General features: G+C 68.0%; 18 protein-coding genes. 9 read left to right on the top strand and 9 right to left on the bottom strand.

The features are described from left to right. Window positions 1–9: 9 nt before the first annotated feature. Entirely contained in the window at window positions 10–1,017 is a 1,008-nt protein-coding gene (locus CJZ78_RS04605; protein ID WP_094559720.1) for a heme o synthase, read from the bottom strand. Next, window positions 1,010–1,963, bottom strand: coding sequence for a heme A synthase (locus CJZ78_RS04600; protein WP_094559719.1), 954 nt, complete (start codon window positions 1,961–1,963; stop codon window positions 1,010–1,012). Before CJZ78_RS04600 ends, CJZ78_RS04605 begins: the two co-directional genes overlap by 8 nt. A gap of 195 nt (window positions 1,964–2,158) precedes the next feature. Here CJZ78_RS04600 and CJZ78_RS04595 point away from each other — a divergent pair, with 195 nt between their 5' ends. From CJZ78_RS04595 to CJZ78_RS04580, 4 genes are all read left to right on the top strand, one after another. Next, window positions 2,159–2,977: a cytochrome c oxidase subunit II gene (locus tag CJZ78_RS04595; protein WP_094559718.1), complete on the top strand. Its 819-nt coding sequence runs from the start codon at window positions 2,159–2,161 to the stop codon at window positions 2,975–2,977. Between the two features lie 6 nt (window positions 2,978–2,983). After that, on the top strand, window positions 2,984–4,618 hold the full coding sequence (gene ctaD, locus CJZ78_RS04590) for a cytochrome c oxidase subunit I (protein WP_094559717.1): 1,635 nt from the start codon (window positions 2,984–2,986) through the stop codon (window positions 4,616–4,618). Beyond that, window positions 4,615–5,241, top strand: a complete 627-nt coding sequence (locus tag CJZ78_RS04585; RefSeq protein ID WP_094559716.1) for a cytochrome c oxidase subunit 3 — start codon at window positions 4,615–4,617, stop codon at window positions 5,239–5,241. The genes ctaD and CJZ78_RS04585 overlap by 4 nt, the downstream gene beginning before the upstream one ends. Before the next feature lie 138 nt (window positions 5,242–5,379). Continuing rightward, window positions 5,380–5,748, top strand: a complete 369-nt coding sequence (locus CJZ78_RS04580) for an AbrB family transcriptional regulator (RefSeq protein WP_094559715.1) — start codon at window positions 5,380–5,382, stop codon at window positions 5,746–5,748. 50 nt (window positions 5,749–5,798) lie between these two features. On the opposite strand, the gene CJZ78_RS04575 is transcribed toward CJZ78_RS04580, so the two are convergent. Together CJZ78_RS04575 and CJZ78_RS04570 are read right to left on the bottom strand one after the other, a co-directional pair. Further along, window positions 5,799–6,374, bottom strand: a complete 576-nt coding sequence (locus CJZ78_RS04575; protein ID WP_094559714.1) for an HdeD family acid-resistance protein — start codon at window positions 6,372–6,374, stop codon at window positions 5,799–5,801. Window positions 6,375–6,435: 61 nt separating this feature from the next. Next, window positions 6,436–7,182: a riboflavin synthase gene (locus tag CJZ78_RS04570; RefSeq protein ID WP_094559713.1), complete on the bottom strand. Its 747-nt coding sequence runs from the start codon at window positions 7,180–7,182 to the stop codon at window positions 6,436–6,438. 64 nt (window positions 7,183–7,246) lie between these two features. Here CJZ78_RS04570 and CJZ78_RS04565 point away from each other — a divergent pair, with 64 nt between their 5' ends. Then, complete coding sequence (locus CJZ78_RS04565; RefSeq protein WP_094559712.1) at window positions 7,247–7,858, top strand: bifunctional nuclease family protein; 612 nt, start codon at window positions 7,247–7,249, stop codon at window positions 7,856–7,858. After that, on the top strand, window positions 7,855–8,994 hold the full coding sequence (locus CJZ78_RS04560) for an aldo/keto reductase (RefSeq protein WP_233128490.1): 1,140 nt from the start codon (window positions 7,855–7,857) through the stop codon (window positions 8,992–8,994). Before CJZ78_RS04565 ends, CJZ78_RS04560 begins: the two co-directional genes overlap by 4 nt. Window positions 8,995–8,997: 3 nt before the next feature. On the opposite strand, the gene CJZ78_RS04555 is transcribed toward CJZ78_RS04560, so the two are convergent. Genes CJZ78_RS04555 through topA form a run of 5 tightly spaced genes read right to left on the bottom strand, consistent with a single transcriptional unit; the run spans window position 8,998 to window position 15,052 of the window. Continuing rightward, window positions 8,998–10,050, bottom strand: a complete 1,053-nt coding sequence (locus CJZ78_RS04555; protein WP_094559711.1) for a twin-arginine translocation pathway signal — start codon at window positions 10,048–10,050, stop codon at window positions 8,998–9,000. Between the two features lie 10 nt (window positions 10,051–10,060). Next, on the bottom strand, window positions 10,061–11,185 hold the full coding sequence (locus tag CJZ78_RS04550) for a nicotinate-nucleotide--dimethylbenzimidazole phosphoribosyltransferase (RefSeq protein WP_094559710.1): 1,125 nt from the start codon (window positions 11,183–11,185) through the stop codon (window positions 10,061–10,063). An 8-nt stretch (window positions 11,186–11,193) separates the two neighbouring features. Then, entirely contained in the window at window positions 11,194–11,811 is a 618-nt protein-coding gene (locus CJZ78_RS04545; RefSeq protein ID WP_094559829.1) for a DUF2232 domain-containing protein, read from the bottom strand. 44 nt (window positions 11,812–11,855) lie between these two features. Next, window positions 11,856–12,305, bottom strand: coding sequence for a hypothetical protein (locus CJZ78_RS04540; RefSeq protein WP_369802017.1), 450 nt, complete (start codon window positions 12,303–12,305; stop codon window positions 11,856–11,858). Window positions 12,306–12,313: 8 nt separating this feature from the next. Next, on the bottom strand, window positions 12,314–15,052 hold the full coding sequence (topA, locus tag CJZ78_RS04535; protein WP_094559828.1) for a type I DNA topoisomerase: 2,739 nt from the start codon (window positions 15,050–15,052) through the stop codon (window positions 12,314–12,316). A gap of 110 nt (window positions 15,053–15,162) precedes the next feature. On the opposite strand from topA, the gene CJZ78_RS04530 reads away from it, so the two are divergent. The 3 genes from CJZ78_RS04530 (at window position 15,163) to CJZ78_RS04520 (ending at window position 17,527) form a co-directional block, all read left to right on the top strand. After that, complete coding sequence (locus CJZ78_RS04530; protein WP_094559709.1) at window positions 15,163–16,722, top strand: NAD(P)H-quinone oxidoreductase subunit N; 1,560 nt, start codon at window positions 15,163–15,165, stop codon at window positions 16,720–16,722. 57 nt (window positions 16,723–16,779) lie between these two features. Then, entirely contained in the window at window positions 16,780–17,061 is a 282-nt protein-coding gene (locus CJZ78_RS04525; protein WP_094559708.1) for a DUF1778 domain-containing protein, read from the top strand. 112 nt (window positions 17,062–17,173) lie between these two features. Then, the gene (locus tag CJZ78_RS04520) at window positions 17,174–17,527 is read left to right on the top strand and encodes a GNAT family N-acetyltransferase (protein ID WP_198953842.1); all 354 of its coding nucleotides are present in this window, start codon (window positions 17,174–17,176) and stop codon (window positions 17,525–17,527) included. Window positions 17,528–17,566: the final 39 nt, after the last annotated feature.

Genomic DNA, 17,566 nt, shown 5'->3' with positions numbered 1-17,566 from the left:
ACCGCCCAATCAGCCGACCAATGTAGGCAGCGCAAACAGCGAGACGCTGAACAGATCAGGGCCCATCAGCGCCGCCTGGGGCAGCCGGGCCAGCAGCAGCAGCAGGCAGATGCCAAACAGGTAAAAGATGGACCAGCGGAACAGGGCGCGGGCGCGCTGGGGATCATCGGGCTGGGCGCGCAAGCGGCCGCTGAGCTGGAGCAGACGGGCGTTGAAGGGCAGCACCATCAGGCCGTAGAGCAGGCCGCCAGTGGGCAAGGCCAGCACACCGAGCAGGCTAAAGGCCACCGTGGCCCAGGCGTAATGGCTGATCGCCCGGGTGGTGACCACCACGCCCTTCACCACCGGCAGCATCGGAATCCCCACCGATCGGTAGTCGTCCTTGAGCAGCAGGGCCAGGGCCCAGAAGTGGGCGGGCGTCCACAGCATCACCAGCGAGAACAGCCACCACGACGACCAACCCAGGCCACCGGTGGCCGCCGCCGCCCCCACCAGGGGCGGGATCGCACCGGCCACCCCGCCGATGACGATGTTCTGGGTGGTGCGAGGCTTGAGGAAGGCGGTGTAGAGCAGCACATAGCTGCACAGGCCCAGCAGCGACAAGCTGGCGGCCAGCGGGTTCACACCGATCACCAACACCGCCACCGAGAGGGCCGTGAGGCCGATGGCCAGGGCGAAGGCCTGGCGCTGGGCGAGGCGCCCCGAGGGCAGGGCCCGGCGACTGGTGCGTTGCATGCGCCCATCGAGCTCCTGCTCCCACAGGCAATTGAGCACCCCGGCCGCCGCCGAAGCCAGGCTGCCCCCCACCAGGGTGCAGGCGATGGTGGCGCCGCTGGGGGGGCCACCGGCACTGAGGGCCATGCCGCCCAGGGTGGTAGCCAGCAGCAGGGGGATCAGGCGGGGCTTGGCCACCTCCAACCAGGCGGGCAGCTTCACCGAAGGACGGATCGCTGAGGCCGCAGTTGGGGCATTCGCCACCGAAGCAGCGGCCGTTGCAGGCACTGCTGCACTAACCATGAACCACCTCGGAGGGGACCTCAGACGTCAACAGGGATCGGGCCGAGCGACGCCCCAAACAGCGGGCGACCACGGCGGCCAGCAAGCCCACGAGCAGGGCAGCGGTGAGCTGGTGAGCAATCGTCACCAGGGGCGCCTCAAGCTGGAGACGCAGGGTCAAGACCCCGAGGGCAACCTGGGCCACCACCAACGCTGCGGAGCCAAGAGCCAGCGCTGGCAATTGTCCGAGCCCCGCCGGCAGCAGCGGGGTTGATGCCGCCAGGGCCAGCACGGCCAGGGCCGCGGGCATCGCCACCTGGCGGTGGGCCAGCAACCACCGGCAACCCTCTCCTGAACTGAAGCATTGGTCGGCGGCCCATTGACTGGCCATGGAACCGCCCAGCAAGCACTGGGCCAGCACCAGCACCAGGGCCGTCGACGCCAGCAGCCCCCACCAGAGCGGCGGCACCACGAGGCCACGACCAGCCATGGCGAGGCGCTGGTAGAGGGCACTGGTGAGGGCCACCAACACCAGGGCGGTGGTGAGATGGGCCGTCACCAAGGGAGCCGCCAGCAGCTGGGTGACGGTGAGGGCCCCCAGCCCACCCTGCACAGCCACCAGCAACAAGGCTGCGCCGGCTATCCAGGGGAGCCACGCCGGCAGCCGGCGGCGCCAGAGAATGCTGGCGCCAGTCAGCACCAGCAGGGCTACGCCCACGACGAAGGCATCGAGCCGATGGAACCACTCCAGGAACACCTGGAGGTTCATCTGGCGCCCCGGCAGCAGGCGCCCGTAACAAAGCGGCCAATCCGGGCAAGCCAGGCCGGCCTCCATCACCCGGGTGGCACCGCCGATGCCCACCAGGGCCACCAGGGCCACCACCAGGTGGGACGCCAGCAAGCCGAGGCGGTGACGCAGCGCCAGGTCGGGAGCTGGACCTGGTTGGGAGTGGAGATCCGCCGCCATGGCCAGGCCATTCCCGGAAGTGGGGTCAAGTTAGCCAGCTTGACCAGAAGCAGGGATCAGGGTTCCCGCACATCTCAAGACTGAAACCTTGCCCCAGAAACCCACTGCCATCGCGTTGTTTTGCCAACCAAATCAACGTTGTCCCCGCAGCCGAAGGCAGCGCCCCATAGGCTGGCTTCAGGGGCAAAGCGCACCGTGCCGATTCGTACCGTCCTCACTATTATCGCGGCCACCACAGCGCTTGTGCTGACAGGCCTTTGGGTGGGCAACAACGTCAACATATTGCCGCTGGATGCCAGCAGCAACGCTCCCACCTATGACGCCCTCTTTAAGGTTTTGTTCAGCATTGGCACGGTGCTGTTTCTCGGCATCGTGATCCTGCTGGTTTACAGCTTGTTTCGATTCCGCCGCCCCAGCGGTGACCTCAGCGATGGCCTCGCCATTGAGGGGAATTTGCCGCTGGAAATCGTCTGGACGGCCATTCCCGCGATCGTGGTTTTATTCGTTGGGATCTACAGCTACGACATCTACGAGCGCATGGGCGGCATGGTGAACCTCAACGACCACTCCGCCATGGCCCACGCGGCGATGGAGCCCCAGGCCAGGGTGTGGGGGGGGATCGGTGGGGCCGGCATGGATGCCGCACCCACCGGCGCCGTGCTGCCGGTTGAGGTGACGGCGATGCAATTTGCGTTCATCTTCCATTACCCCGACGCCAACATCACCAGTGGCGAGCTGCACGTGCCGACCGGCCAACCCGTGGAGCTGCATATGGAAGCCCGCGACGTGATCCACGCCTTCTGGGTGCCCCAGTTCCGCCTCAAGCAGGACGTGATCCCCGGCCAGCCCACCGTGCTCTCCTTCACCGCCACCAAGGCCGGCAGCTACCCGATCGTGTGCGCCGAACTGTGCGGCCCGTACCACGGCGGCATGCGCTCCACCGTTGTGGTGCACGAACCCGAGGCCTACGCCACCTGGCTGCAGCAGAACAGCCCCGCCAGCACCACCACCTGAGACGCCATGACCCTCGCCAATCCGAGCGACTTCAACGGCAGCCTGCAACCCCAGGGCTGGTTGCGGTACTTCAGCTTCAGCCTCGATCACAAGGTGATCGGGCTGCAATATCTGGTGTGCGGCTTTGTCTTCTATCTGATCGGCGGAGCCCTGGCTGGCGCCATTCGCACCGAGCTGGCCACGCCGCTCTCCGATTTCATGCCGCGCGACACCTACAACGAGGTGCTCACCCTGCACGGCACGGTGATGATTTTCCTCTGGATCGTGCCGGTGGTGAACGGCGCCTTCGGCAACTACCTGATTCCCTTCTATGTGGGGGCCCGCGACATGGCCTTCCCGCGGCTCAATGCCGTGGCCTTCTGGCTGATTCCCCCCGCCGGCATCCTGCTGATCAGCAGCTACTTCATCGCAGGAGCTGCGGCCCAATCCGGCTGGACCGCCTATCCCCCGCTGAGCCTCACCACCCCGGCAGCAGGTCAGGTGGTGTGGATCCTGAGTGTGCTGCTGCTGGGCGGTAGCTCGATCTTCGGCGGCATCAACTTCATCGCCACCATCCTCAAGCTGCGCCGGCCTGGCCTCAAGCTGATGCAGCTGCCGATGTACTGCTGGGCCATGCTCGGCACCAGCATCCTGGTGGTGCTCTCCACGCCAGTGCTGGCCGGCACCTTGATCCTGCTGAGCTTTGACATCATTGCCCACACGGGCTTCTTCAACCCTGCCCTGGGGGGCAATGTGGTGGTTTATCAGCACCTCTTCTGGTTCTATTCCCACCCGGCGGTGTACATCATGGTGCTGCCGGCCTTCGGCCTGGTGAGTGAGATCCTGCCGGTGCACGCCCGCAAGCCCCTGTTTGGCTACACCACGATGGTGTACTCGATCATGGCGATTGTGTTTCTGGGCTTGATCGTCTGGGCCCACCACATGTTCACCAGTGGCACGCCGCCCTGGATGCGCCTGTTCTTCACGATCGCCACATCATTCATCGCCGTGCCCACCGGCATCAAATTCTTCAACTGGCTGGCCACCCTCTGGGGCGGCAAGATTGCGCTCAACTCGGCGATGCTGTTTTCCTGCGCCTTCATCGTGAATTTCGTGTTCGGCGGCATCACCGGTGTGGCCCTGGCCCAGGTGCCCTTCGACATCCACGTGCATGACACCTACTTCGTGGTGGGCCATTTCCACTACATCGTCTACGGCGGCACGGTGTTTGTGATCTTCGGCTCGCTCTATCACTGGTATCCGAAGTTCACCGGGCGACTCCTCAATGAAGACCTGGGCCGGCTGCACTTCCTGCTCACCTTCATCGGCTTCAACCTCTGCTTCGCCCCCCAGCACTGGCTGGGTCTCAACGGCATGCCCCGCCGGGTGGCGGAATACGACCCCACCTTCACCACCCTCAACCAGGTGAGCAGCGTCGGCGCCCTGCTGATGGCGATCAGCACCCTGCCGCTGCTGATCAACGTGGTGGTGACGGCCATCAACGGCAAGGTTGCCGGTGACAACCCCTGGAACGCCCTCACCCCCGAGTGGCTGACCAGCTCGCCGCCCCCAGTGGAAAACTGGATTGGCGAAGCGCCGCTGGTCACCGAGCCCTACGGCTACGGCCAGCATCAGGAAGTACCCCAGGAGGTCCAGGCATGACCAGCACCGCCCCCCTGCAGGATCCCGGCAGCCTCGCAGCCGACCAAGCCACAGACCACGCAGCCGATCACGCCACTGAGGGCCATGGCGACTTCCGTCTGTTTGGCCTGGCCACCTTCCTGGTGGCCGACGGCATGACCTTCGCGGGCTTCTTCGCCGCCTACCTCACCTTCCGGGCCGTCAATCCCCTCCAGGAGGGCAGCACCTACGAACTCGAACTACTGCTCCCCACAATCAACACCGTTGTCCTGATCATCAGCAGCTTCACCTTCCACCGGGCCGGCAAGGAATGCCGCGGTGGCAACCTCGCTGCCAGCCGCCTCTGGCTGGCGATCACCGGCGGGCTGGGTGCAATCTTCCTGGCCGGGCAGATGGTCGAATACTTCAACCTGCCCTTCGGCCTCACCGACAACCTGTTCGCCAGCACCTTCTATGCCCTCACCGGCTTCCATGGCCTGCACGTCACCCTTGGCGTGATCTGCATTGCCATCGTGGCCCTGCAAACCCGCCAGGGCGGCCGCAACACCGCCAGCGATCACTTCGGCCTGGAAGCGGCCGAGCTCTACTGGCACTTTGTGGACGGCATCTGGGTAGTGCTATACGGGATTCTTTATCTGCTCTGATCGTCTTCAGGCGCTGGGATGGTGTTCAAGCGCTGGCAGCGTTGGCGAATTGGAAGCACACTCGGCACAATCGACCCATCACTCTGTCGAGGGCAGGCAACACCCATGGCTGGCAGGACGGACGACGGTCCCCCCGAAATGCTGGAGGGGAAGGCGCTGCTCGATCGGGCCCGGGCCCTGAGCAACCGCCCCGAAGATGAGATTGCCCGGGCATGTGGCTACGTGGGCCCTAGCGGTCGAGTGCTCAAAAAGAGTTTCTACCGGGCCCTGGTGGCGGCGAAGGGCTATTCCATGCCCAACAACGGTGGCGGCAGGACCAGCGCTAGTCGCTCCAGCGGTCAGGGCAAGGGGATGCAGGCAGAGTTCCGCACGCGGGTGCACGGCAACGGCAACCTGCTGATCGGCCACGCCTACACCCGGCGACTGGGGCTAGAGCCGGGCCAGGAATTCCGCATCGAAATTCACCAGGAAACCGGCTCCATCTGGCTGCTGCCCCTGGAGGAGTAGGCCAGGCCCGCCGCTCTTCAGTCGTCGCGCTCTTCAGTCCTCGCCCCTATTCAGTCGTCGCCATGAAAGCTGGAGCTGAAGGCCAGCAGGTCGATGCCGCTGAATAGGAAGCTGATGCCCACCAGCACACCGATCACCCACAGCAGGCCCCAGCCCTGCATGGTCACAATCAGCACGCCCAGGATCAGGGTGACGATGCCATTGAGCAGGCCCCAACCCCAACCCCTCACCTGGGTGTGGCCAAGCGACACCAGCACCGACACCACGCCCTCCAGGATGAAGACGAGGCCGATGGCGAAGGCCAGGCTGGCCACCACAACACCACCCTCCAGCGGCCCGCCGCGGAACTGCTGAATCATCCAGGCCCCCACGACGATGAACAGGGTGGAGATCACCAGGCGCCAAAAGCAATACCAGCGGCCCAACTGACGGGAGCGGGCCAGATTGCTCACCCAACCCACGATGCCGCCCACCAGAAAGGCAACCGCCACGATCACGGTGATCCAGGCTGAGGCCACCACCGGAAAGATCAGAGCCAGCACCCCCAGCACCAGCATCAACACCCCCTCAAACAGGGTGAAGGCTTTGAGTCCCGCGCCATTGGGGGACAACAGACTTGAACCCATCAGTGTTCCATCGATATCACTCGGACCGTAATCACGGTGGGCGGCCCTGGCCACACGCGGCTCAGACCCAGCCGTGATCAGCCAACCAGGCGGCATCGACGCCAGCTCCGGAGCTCCCCTGCTCGTTGTTTCTCTGTTCAGCTCCGTTGAACGTTTTGTTCAACAAACCCAAATCGCCATTCCAGGAGTCCCCGCCCCCCCCTCCTCGGCCCGCCAGCAACCGCTCGGTGTACTTGGCCAGCAGATCGGCCTCCAGATTCACCCCATGGCCGACGGCCAGCTGGGCGAGGGTCGTGCTGGCCCAGGTGTGGGGGATCACAGCGATCCAGAAGCCCCCGCCATCCGCGTCGCAACCCGCCACGGTGAGGCTGATGCCATCAACCGCCACGCTGGCCTTTTCGCAGATGTAGCGGCCGTAGGCGGGGTCGTTCCAGGCCAGCTCGAGGCGCCAGGAGGCCGGCTGACGCGCAATCGCCCGCACCACCCCCAACCCGTCCACATGGCCGCTCACCAAGTGGCCACCGAGGCGATCCGCCAGCCGCAGGGCCGGCTCCAGATTCACCGCCCCGCCCCGGTCCGCCTTGGCCGCCAGGGTGGTGCGTCCAAGCGTCTCTTCGCTCACGTCCGCACGAAACCCATCGGCCAGGCGCTCGGCCACGGTGAGACACACCCCATCCACCGCCACGCTGTCGCCCAGGGCCAGCTGGGCTGGCCCCCAAGCCGCACCCGCCGGCGGATGCCACTGCACCTGCACCCCCTTGGAACTGCGCCGGATTGCACCGATTGCCTGCACCAGCCCGGTAAACATCCGCTATCAAGCCCAGGGCGAACCAATCTGGCCATAATCGTGCAAAGGGTGGACCAGGCAAGCCATGGTCGAGATGCGCGTTGCCGGAATTGCCCTGGATGCGGCCAGCCGCAGTCCGATTGTGTTGCTGCGCGATCCCGCGGGCCGGCGCCAGGTGCCGATCTGGATCGACCAGGCCCAGGCCCAAAACATCCTGGCCGGCCTCAGCGACGAGGCGCCGCCGCGGCCCCTCAGCCACGACCTGATGGCCTCCCTGATCGACGCGGGGGGGCTGCAGCTCGACCGGGTGGTGATCCACACGATCGAAGACAGCACCTTCCGCGCCGTGCTGAAACTGAGCCCCGCCGAGCCTGAGCACGCCAATCTCGACGCTCAAGCAGCCGAAACCCAGGCAGCCGAAGCCCAAACAGCCGAGGCGGCCGTGCAGGCCCCGGCTGGCCTCGAACTCGATGCCCGCCCCAGCGACGCGATCGCCCTGGCCCTGCGCACCGGCAGCCCGATCTGGATGCTGGAGGAGGTGGTGGCCGATGCCTCGATCCCGGTGGACGCGGAGGCCGATGCAGAAGACCAGGACAATTTCCGCCGCTTCCTGGACAGCACCAGCCCCGCCGACCTGGTGCGCCACCTCAAGCAAGCCCACCCAGAGACCGAGCCGCCGGACACACCCGCGCCATGACAGCCCCGGCCCTGCGCCCCTTCGGCGATGGCCCTCCGGTGTCCCCCTTCAGCCTTGGCACGATGCGGGCCCTGGGCAGCCCGGCGCAGATGGAGGCCGTGCTGCGCGCCGCCCTGGCCGCCGGCATCAACCACCTGGAAACAGCCCCCGCCTACGGCCCCGCCGAAAGCTTCCTGGGCCAGGCCCTCGCCGCCCTGGCCGCAGAGGGCCTGGCCCCGGAGGGCGGCTGGCGGATCACCAGCAAGCTCCTGCCAGTCTCGGACCTCGCCACCGCCCAGCAGCAGCTGCGGGCGATCCTGGCGCGCCTCGGCGTGGCGCAGCTCACCACCCTGGCCGTCCACGGCCTCAACACGCCGGAGCACCTGGAGTGGGCCCTGCACGGCCCCGGCGGCGACCTGCTGGCCTGGGCCCGCGGCGAAGGGCTGGTGGGCCAGGTGGGCTTCAGCAGCCACGGCAGCCCCGAGCTGATCGAGGCCGCCCTCGCCTCCGGGGCTTTCCGGGTGTGCAGCCTGCACCTGCACCTCTTCGACCAAACCCGCCTGCCCCTGGCCCGCACCGCCCTGGCCGGCGGCATCGGCGTGCTGGCCATCTCCCCGGCCGACAAAGGGGGCCGCCTCTACGACCCGCCGCCGGAGCTGCTGGCCGACTGCGCCCCGTTTCACCCCCTCGAGCTGGCCTACCGCTTTCTGTTGGATGAGGGGGTCTCCACCCTGAGCCTGGGGGCCGAGCAGCCGGGCGATCTGGCCTGGGCCACTGCCATTCAAGGGCCCTCGCCCTGGCTGAGTGCCGCGCAACTCGCAGCCCTGGAGCGCCTGAGTGCCGCGGGCCGGGAGCGCCTGGGGGCCGAGCGCTGCGGCCAGTGCCGCGCCTGCCTGCCCTGCCCCAATGGCGTGCCGATCCCCGAGCTGCTGCGCCTGCGCAACCTGGCAGTCGGCCACGGCATGGAGGTGTTCGCGGGCGAGCGCTACAACCTGATCGGCCGCGCCGGCCACTGGTGGGAGGAGCGCAATGCCGAGGCCTGCCAAAGCTGCGGCGCCTGCCTGCCCCGCTGCCCCCACCAGCTGCCCATCCCCGCGCTGCTGGCCGACACCCACCGGCGCCTGGCCGCCGCACCGAGGCGGCGGCTCTGGGGCTGAGTCTCAGGATCTGGGCGCGGCCGCATCCCAGAGGTTCTGCTGGGCGAGCTGCTGGGCCAGGCTGAGCGGCGGCAGACTCCAGCAGCGCTGCAGCAGGGCATCGCCGGGCAGAAGCAGCGCGGCCATCGCCGCCGGAAAGCGCCGAGCCGCCGGCGCCAGCTCGGCCTGGGGCAGGGGCGGCACCCAACCCCGGGCCAGCAGTTGCTCCAGCAGGGGCGGCTCCAGCACGGCCCCCAGCCACTCCAAAGGGGGCTGCTGGGGTGGGCTCGCCGCCGGCCGCAGCAACAGCTGCCAGCTGAGCGGCGCCCCCGACTCCGGCCAGATCACCGCCAGGCGCTGATCGCGGCGCTGCAGGGGGATCAGGCGCTGCAGGGGCAGCACCGCCGCGTCGGCCTTGCCGCTCAGCAGCAGGTTGAGACCATCGCGCTCGTCGTAGGCCAGGGCCTGGGCCCGCAATCGCTCCAGCTGGGCGAAATCGCCTTTGACGATCTCCAGGCTGATGCGGGGGCTGGAGGGCAGCACCAGCCGGCCCCGCAAGCTGGGATCAAGCAGCAGTGCCCAGCCCTCCTGACGCCGGGCCAGCAGGTCGGGGCGGCTGCGCAGGGCGATCACCCAAGGGCTGTAGGCCCAGGGAAAGGCCAGTTCGCCGGTGCCGGCCGGGCCAAACAACCGCGCCACCTCCGCACTGAAGGGCGCCAAGCGGGCCCACAGCCGCGGCGCCCCAAACGGCTGCAGCACCTTGGGGCCCAGACCGCTGCCCAGACCGCTGGCCCAGCCGTCGCTGAGGGCAACCAAACCGGGCTGCACTCCGGGCTGCGCTTTGTGTTGCACACCCTGTTTCACAACCGCTTGAAGCTGTTGTTGCACCGCAGCGGGGTCCGCCAGTGGCTGGGAGCGCCAGGGATCCGGCAGTTGCTTCAGCCAGGCGGCCGGCAGTTCCCCCTCAGCCAGCAGCAACTGGGGGCCCTCAGCGGGGCGACAGGCGGCCAGCAGGCCGGCGCCCAGCCCCAGCTGCAGCAGCCGGCGACGGGAGAGCGGGGCAGACAACAGAGCCATGGCAGCGACCCTAAACACCGAGCTCAAGCCGGCAGGCCTGGTCGCAGGCGGCGGCCAGGGCCGCGGGGGGCAGCCCAGCCAGCTCCCACAGCAGGGCCAGGCCGCCGGCCCCCACCCCCTCCTTGACGTAGCCGCGCTCGTAGTCGCGCAGGGCCGCGCTGCTGCAGCCGTGGAAGCGCAAGGCCGCCACCTCCAGCCGCGGCCGCACCTGCCACAGCGCCCCGATGCGCGCCAGCAGCAGGGCCAGATCGCTGCCGGGCTCCTCGGCCACCCAGGCCGTGGTGGCGAGTGTCACCTGGCACACCAACTCCTGGCGCCGTCCGGGCTCCGCCAGGGCCAGAGCCAGGGCGAGCACCGCCGCCATCTGACTGCCGCCGGCCAGCAGCACGGGGGTGCCCCGCGCCGCGGCCGCCGCCACCAAACCGGCCGCCAACGCCTGCATCGGATCGCCCACCGCCGCCAGCACGGCCGTGGGACTCGGCTCGGCACCGACCCCAGCCACGACCCCACCCCCAGCCACGGCTGCCTCTAGGCCCCGCCGCACCAACGCCGCCTTGAGGCCATGGGCCGGTTGGCGCAGGCTGCCGCTCACCAGCCCGGCCGCCTCCACCCCCAACCCCTGCAGCACCGCCAGAGCGGTTGTGGTGCCCCCCGGCACACACTCCGCCAGCAGCAGCGGCTCGGCGGGGTTCCAGCGCTCTCCCCAGGAGCGGCCGCGCTGCAGCAGGGCCTTCACCCTGGCCGGATCGAGGGCCCGGCCGGTGCTGAGGCAGCAGGCCGGGCCGGCGCTCTCGAGCGCGGGCAGGCGCAGGTGCGGCACCGATGGGGCGATGGCACAGCCCAGATCCACCACCCGGGTGCGCTCCAGCAACCCCAACTCCCGCAGCACCACATGGCTGATCAAGGCTGGGCTCACCCCAGCCGGCAGGGGCGGCAGGGCATGAACACGCCCAGCGCCGGGCCCCTGCAGCAGCAGCTCGGCGTCGGCCGCTGCCGTGCCCAGGCGGGCCTCGGGGGTGGCCCCGGCGGCGGAAATTCCCGGCACCGCTGCCGTGTCGGTGGCGGCCAGCAGCAGCAGGGTGCGACTGACCGGCCAGCCCTGCTGCAGCGCTGCTCGCCAGCGATCAGGGGCCATCGCCGGGCTCAGAGGGGGTCGAGGGCCACCAGGGCGCGAAGGGCCCGGGGGGGCTCGGGGATCGGGGAGCGCAGGCGCGGAAAGATCCAGTAGGCAACCGCATGCAGGGCCAGCACCACGATCACGTTCTGCACCCACACCAGGGCGACGGCGGCCAGCTGCACCTGGGCCAGGTCGATGCTGGCGGCCAGGCCCACCCAGCCGGCCAGCCTCTCCAGCAAACCAGCTGCCGCGCTGGTGAGCACCACCCAGAGGTTTTCCCCCACCAGCAGCGACAACACCGCCACCCGCACCAGAAAGCCGGCCGCACCGATCAGGCTGCCGACGCCCCAACTCAACCACCAGCTGGCCCGCCAGCCGCCGGTGCCGCGCCAGCACCAGCCCAGCCACAGCGCCAGGAAGCCGTAGGGGAAGAGCACCAGGGGGCCGCGGATCGGCCCCATCAGGGCCACCAGCAGCAGGGTCGTCACCACCAGGCCCTCCACGGCACAGCGCCAGCCGTGGCGGAGCTGCAACAGGGCCAGGGGCAGGGGCAGGGCCAGCCGAAACAGAGGGCTGCCCACCGGCAGGTAATACAGCGCCACCCACAGCAGGGCAGTGGCGGACGCCAGATAGGCCGTGTCCATCAACTGGCGGGCCTGTCCGCGCGTGAGCTGGCGTCTGGATGGTATCAACGCGGTGCCGGGGCCGGCGTGACCGTGGGTGCCGGCGTGACGGTGGGCGCTGGCGTGGAGGTGGGCGCCGGCTTGGGCGTGGACGCGCCGATGCGCTCGATCATCTCCACTTCGAAGCTCACGCCCGCCGCCCGCAGGGCCTCAGTAACGGCCTCGGCGGGGGCGGCCGGATCGGCCGCAGGCAACTGAATTGTGATCCGGTAGGGGGCCGGCTTGGTGGGTGAAGCCACCGAAGGAAGCGGCGGGGCGAGCGGGGGCTTGGGGCTCGCCCCATTCGGGGCTGCCGTAGTGGGGGCTGCCGGAGTGGGGGCCACGGGCTGGGCTGGGGGCGCCGAGAAACTGCGGGAGAGCTGGTCGCCCAAACGGGTGCCGCTGCAGCCAGCCAGAGCCAGGCCGCAAACCGCCAATGCCAACCGCATCTGCAACCGCAGGCGACCCCAGGCCATGGCGGCCATCAGCTGTCGGCCGCCCGGATCACGCGCACCGCACTGGCCCGCAGGCGGCCTGTTTTGGTGGTGGTGGGGGCCTTCGGAGCAGCGGTTTTGGCGGCGGGCTTTTTGGCAGCGGGCTTTTTGGCAGCAGGCTTCTTGGCGGCGCCGGCAGCTGGCTTGCGGCCCTTGGCCTTGCCGGTGGCGGCCTTGGCGGCGAGCAGCTCCACGGCCAGCTCCAGGGTGATGGTGTCGGCGGTGGTGCCCTCCGGCAACGACGCATTCACCTTTCCTTGCTTCACGTAGAGGCCATAGGGGCCATCGAACAGCTGCACCGCCTCATCGCCCCCCTCCGGAGTGCCGAGATCCTTCAGGGCGGTGCGGCCGCCGCGGCCCTTCTTGGGCATGGCCAGCAATTCCACGGCGCGGCTCAGGCCCACCATCAGCACATCGTCTTCGGCCTTGAGGGAGCGGTAGTCCTTCTCGCCCTTGCCCTTGTGGTGCACCACGTAGGGCCCGAAGCGGCCCAGGCCCGCCTCGATCTTGCCGCTATCGGGGTGCTCCCCGAGCTGCCGCGGCAGCCGCAGCAGGCCTAGGGCATCCTCGAGGCTGAGCTCCTCCGGCTTGACGCCCTTCGGCAGCGAAGCCCGCTTGGGCTTGGGATTCTCATCGCTCACCTGGCCCCGCTGCACGTAGGGCCCGTACTGGCCAAACAGCAGATACACCAGATCGCCCGTTTCCGGATCCTCGCCCAGGGATTCGGGGCCATCGGCCTTCTGCTTGAGAATCAGCTCGGCCTTGTCGGCATCTAGATCGGCCGGGGTGATCTCCTGGGGCAGGGTGGCCTTGAGCAGCTCTTCGCTGCCGTCGTCGGCCACGCGCTTGGTTTCCAGGTAGGCACCGAAGCGGCCGATGCGCACCACGCAAGGCAGGCCCTCGAGCTCCACCGTGCGCGACACCCCCGGATCGATGTCGCCTTCGCGCTGGGCCACCTGGGTTTCCAGGCCCTGCTCGCCCTTGTAGAAGCTCTGCAGGTAGGGCAGCCACTGCACCTGGCCGTGGGAGATCTCATCGAGGGTGTTCTCCATCCGGGCGGTGAAGCTGGTGTCCACCAGGTCCGGGAAGTGCTCCTCCAGCAGGGCCGTGACCGCAAAGGCCGTGAAGCTTGGGGTGAGGGCGTTGCCCGCCAGGGTGGCGTAACCCCGGTCGACGATCGTGCCAATGATCGAGGCGTAGGTGGAGGGGCGGCCGATCCCCTCTTTTTCCAGCATCTTCACCAGGGCCGCTTCGCTGTAGCGGGCGGGGGGCTGGGTTTGGTGGCCGAGGGCCTCCACCGCCTTGCAGGCCGGGCGATCGCCCACCTTCAGGGCCGGCAGCAGCACCTCCTGGCCCTCCAGGGCGGCATCGGGATCATCGGAGCCCTCCACGTAGGCGCGGAAGAAGCCGGCGAAGTCGATGCGCTTGCCGGAGGCGCGGAAGCTGGCAGGGCCAAGAGCGCCGCCGTCGGCCTGCAGTTCCACCGCCAGCATGGTGAGCCGGGCGTCAGCCATCTGGCTGGCCACCGTGCGCTTCCAGATCAGCTCGTAGAGGGCCAGATCGCGGCCATCGAGGCCGGTGGTGGCGGGATCGCGGAAACTCTCACCGGCGGGGCGGATCGCTTCGTGGGCCTCCTGGGCGTTGCGGGCTTTGGTGGAAAACTGGCGGGGAGACGGGCTCAGATAGTCCTTGCCGTATTTGGCGCCCACGCAGCTGCGGGCGGCGTTGATCGCCTGGTCGCTGAGGTGCACCGAATCGGTGCGCATGTAGGTGATGAAGCCGCGCTCGTACAGCCCTTGGGCGGTGCGCATGGTTTCGCGGGCCGAGAGCCGCAGCTTGCGGTTGGCCTCCTGCTGCAGGGTGCTGGTGGTGAAGGGGGGCACGGGCTTGCGCACCGTGGGCTTCTCCTCCACCTCCGCCACGGTCCAGGCGGCGCCCTGCACCTGGGCCTGAAGGGCTTTGGCCTCGGCCTCGCTCAGCAGTCGCACCTTGCTGCCGGCCTTGAGGGCTCCGGTGCTCTCATCGAAATCGGAGCCACCGGCGATCTTCACGCCGCCCAGCTGGCTCAGCTTGGCCTCAAAGCCAGCGCCGGCCTGCTCCAGCCGGGCCTTGAGGTCCCAGTAGCTGCCGCTCCTGAAGGCCCGGCGGGCCCGCTCGCGCTGCACGAGCAGGCGCACCGCCACCGACTGGACGCGGCCGGCGCTCAGCCCCCACGCCACCTTTTTCCACAGCAGCGGCGAGAGGGTGTAGCCCACCAACCGATCGAGAATGCGGCGGGTTTCCTGGGCGTGCACCAGCTCCATGTCGAGCTCGCGGGTCTGCTCCAGGGCCCGACCGATGGCTTCTTTGGTGATCTCGTGGAACACCATGCGCTTCACCGGCACCTTGGGGCTGAGCAGCTGCAGCAGGTGCCAGCTGATCGATTCGCCTTCCCGGTCTTCGTCGGTGGCTAGCAGCAGCTGGTCGGCGCCCTTGAGGGCATCCTTGAGCTCCTTCACCACTATCTTCTTGTCCTTCGGCACCACGTAGAGGGGCTCGAAGTTGTTGGCGGTGTTCACGCCGAGGTTGGCCCACTTCTCACCCTTGTGGGCCGCCGGGATCTCACTGGCGTTGTTGGGCAGGTCGCGCACGTGCCCCATCGAGGCTTCCACCTTGAAGTCCTTGGGAAGGAAGCCGCGAATGGTGCGGGCCTTCGTGGGACTTTCGACAATGACCAGGGTGTGACCCACAGACCAGCGCATAACCGCTCCCCTCTTTATCGCATCCAGGGACCGGGTTGGCTGCGAAGCGCGGCTACAGTCCCCGAGATCACAGATCCCACCTCGCCGCCGTCTCCCTGATGTTTCTGCTTGGCGCCCTCTCCACCGTGGCCGATGCCATCGGCAGTGGTGCCGGAACCGGGGCGCTGAATCTGCAGCTCAACGCCGGCGCAATCGCCCCGGAAGCAGCGGTGCTGATCGCCCTGCTCACCTGCCTGCTGGTGGACTTGGCCGGTGAAAAGGCCGCCAGCCGCTGGGTGCCACCGATCTGCTACGCCGGCCTGGGAAGTGCCCTGGTGCTGCTGGCGCTGCAGTGGAACACGCCGGATCTGCAGCCCTCCTTCGTGGGCTCCTTCCTGGCCGACAAACTCGCCATCGCCTTCCGGGCGGTGGTGGCGGCCTCCACCTTGATCTCCCTGATGCTGAGCTGGCGCTACGTGGAGCGCAGCGGCACCCCGGTGGGCGAATTCGCCGGCATCCTGCTGGCCGCCACCCTCGGGGCGATGTTCCTGTGCGGCGCCACCGACCTGGTGAGTATCTTCGTGTCGCTCGAAACCCTGTCGGTGTCGAGCTACCTGCTGGCGGGCTACATGAAGCGAGACGCCCGCAGCTCCGAGGCGGCGTTGAAATATCTCCTGGTGGGCTCGGCGGCGGCGGCGGTGTTTCTCTACGGCGCCTCCCTGCTCTACGGCCTCACCGGTGGCGCCACGGGCCTCGATGCGGTGGCGGTGGCCCTGCGCACCAGTGCCTCGCCCGTGACCGCCCTGGCCTTGGTGTTTGTGCTCGCCACGGTGGCCTTCAAGATCGCGGCGGTGCCCTTCCACCAGTGGACCCCCGACGTCTACGAGGGCTCGCCCACCCCGGTGGTGGCGTTTCTGTCGGTAGGATCCAAGGCGGCCGGCTTCGCCCTGGCCCTGCGCATCCTGGTGGGCTGCTTCGAGAGCTTCGATGCCCAGTGGAAGCTGCTGTTCACCGTGTTAGCGGTGCTGAGCATGGTGCTGGGCAACGTGGTGGCCCTGGCCCAAACCTCGATGAAGCGGATGCTGGCTTACAGCTCCATCGGCCAGGCCGGCTTCGTGATGATCGGCCTGGTGTGCGGCACCGAGGACGGCTTCGCCGCGATGGTGCTCTACATGGCGGCCTACCTGTTCATGAACCTGGGCGCCTTTGCCTGCATCATCCTGTTTTCGCTGCGCACCGGCAGCGACCGGATCGCCGACTACGCCGGCCTTTACCAGAAGGATCCACTGATCACCCTGGGGCTGAGCCTCTGCCTGCTGTCGCTCGGTGGGATTCCGCCGATGCTGGGCTTCTTCGGCAAGATCTACCTCTTCTTCGCCGGCTGGGCCGACCACCAATACCTGCTGGTGGTGGTGGGCTTGGTCACCTCGGTGGTGTCGATCTACTACTACATCTCGGTGATCAAGATGATGGTGGTGAAGGAGCCCCAGGACGCCTCCGAGGTGGTGAAGGCCTATCCGGAGATCAGCTGGAGCGTCGCCGGCCTGCCCGCCCTGCGCACCGCCCTGGTGGGCTGCGTGATCGTCACCGCCGTGGGCGGCATCCTGTCCAACCCGCTGTTCGTCTGGGCCAGCGAAGCCGTCACCGGCACGCCAATGCTGGTGCAGGCGATTGGCTGACCGGCCAAACGAAGCGGTCAAGGCTCAGTACAATGTCATTACAACCACTGGGGCGCGATGGGCAGGGATCAGGTGCTGCAGCTTCGGGCCAGCAGTGAACAGCGGCAGCTGATTGATCAGGCCGCTGCTGCCGAAGGCGTCAGTCGCACCGAGTTCATGCTGCGCTGCTGCCAGGAGCGTGCCCGTGACGTGCTGCTCGAGCGCACGGTGTTCTCTTTGGGTGATGAACAAAGCACCGCGCTGCTCAACGACCTCAACGATCCGGCCTTGAAGGCACAAGACCAGGCCGCCATCCAACAACTGCTCGCTGCCCCACGCCCCTGGCATGCAGGCTCCTGAATCCCTGGGGGATCAACATCAACTCGGAGACTTTGATTGCGGCGATGCCCCGCTCAACCGCTGGCTGACTCACCGCGCCCGCCAAAACGAGCGGGAGGGGGTGTCTCGAACGGTGGTGGTTTGCCTGGAGGACAGCAAGGTCGTGATTGCTTACAGCTGCCTTTCGGCTGGCGCGATCCTGCTCTCTGACGTACCGAACCGGCTGAGGCGCAACACGCCCAATCCTTTACCCGTGCTGGTGATGGGCAGGCTGGCGGTGGACCAGCGTTATCAAGGGAAAGGCCTGGGCAGGGCCCTGGTGGCGGATGCGCTGAGCCGAAGTCTGAAGGCGCGCCAACTGATCGGTGCCAAAGCACTGCTGGTGCACGCTCTGGATGATCGGGCTGCAGGGTTCTACCGATCGCTGGGGTTTCGCCCTTCTCCCATCGACGTCCTAACCCTGATGATCCAATTGGATCCGGTGTGAGTCTCAAGCTCACGCCATGCTGGTGTCATTGAGCCAGGC

It is taken from the genome of Synechococcus sp. 8F6, assembly GCF_002252665.1.
Taxonomy (GTDB): Bacteria; Cyanobacteriota; Cyanobacteriia; order PCC-6307; family Cyanobiaceae; genus Cyanobium_A.
Note: the sequence above shows the minus strand (reverse complement) of the source record. Positions and strands in the feature narration are given on the sequence as shown.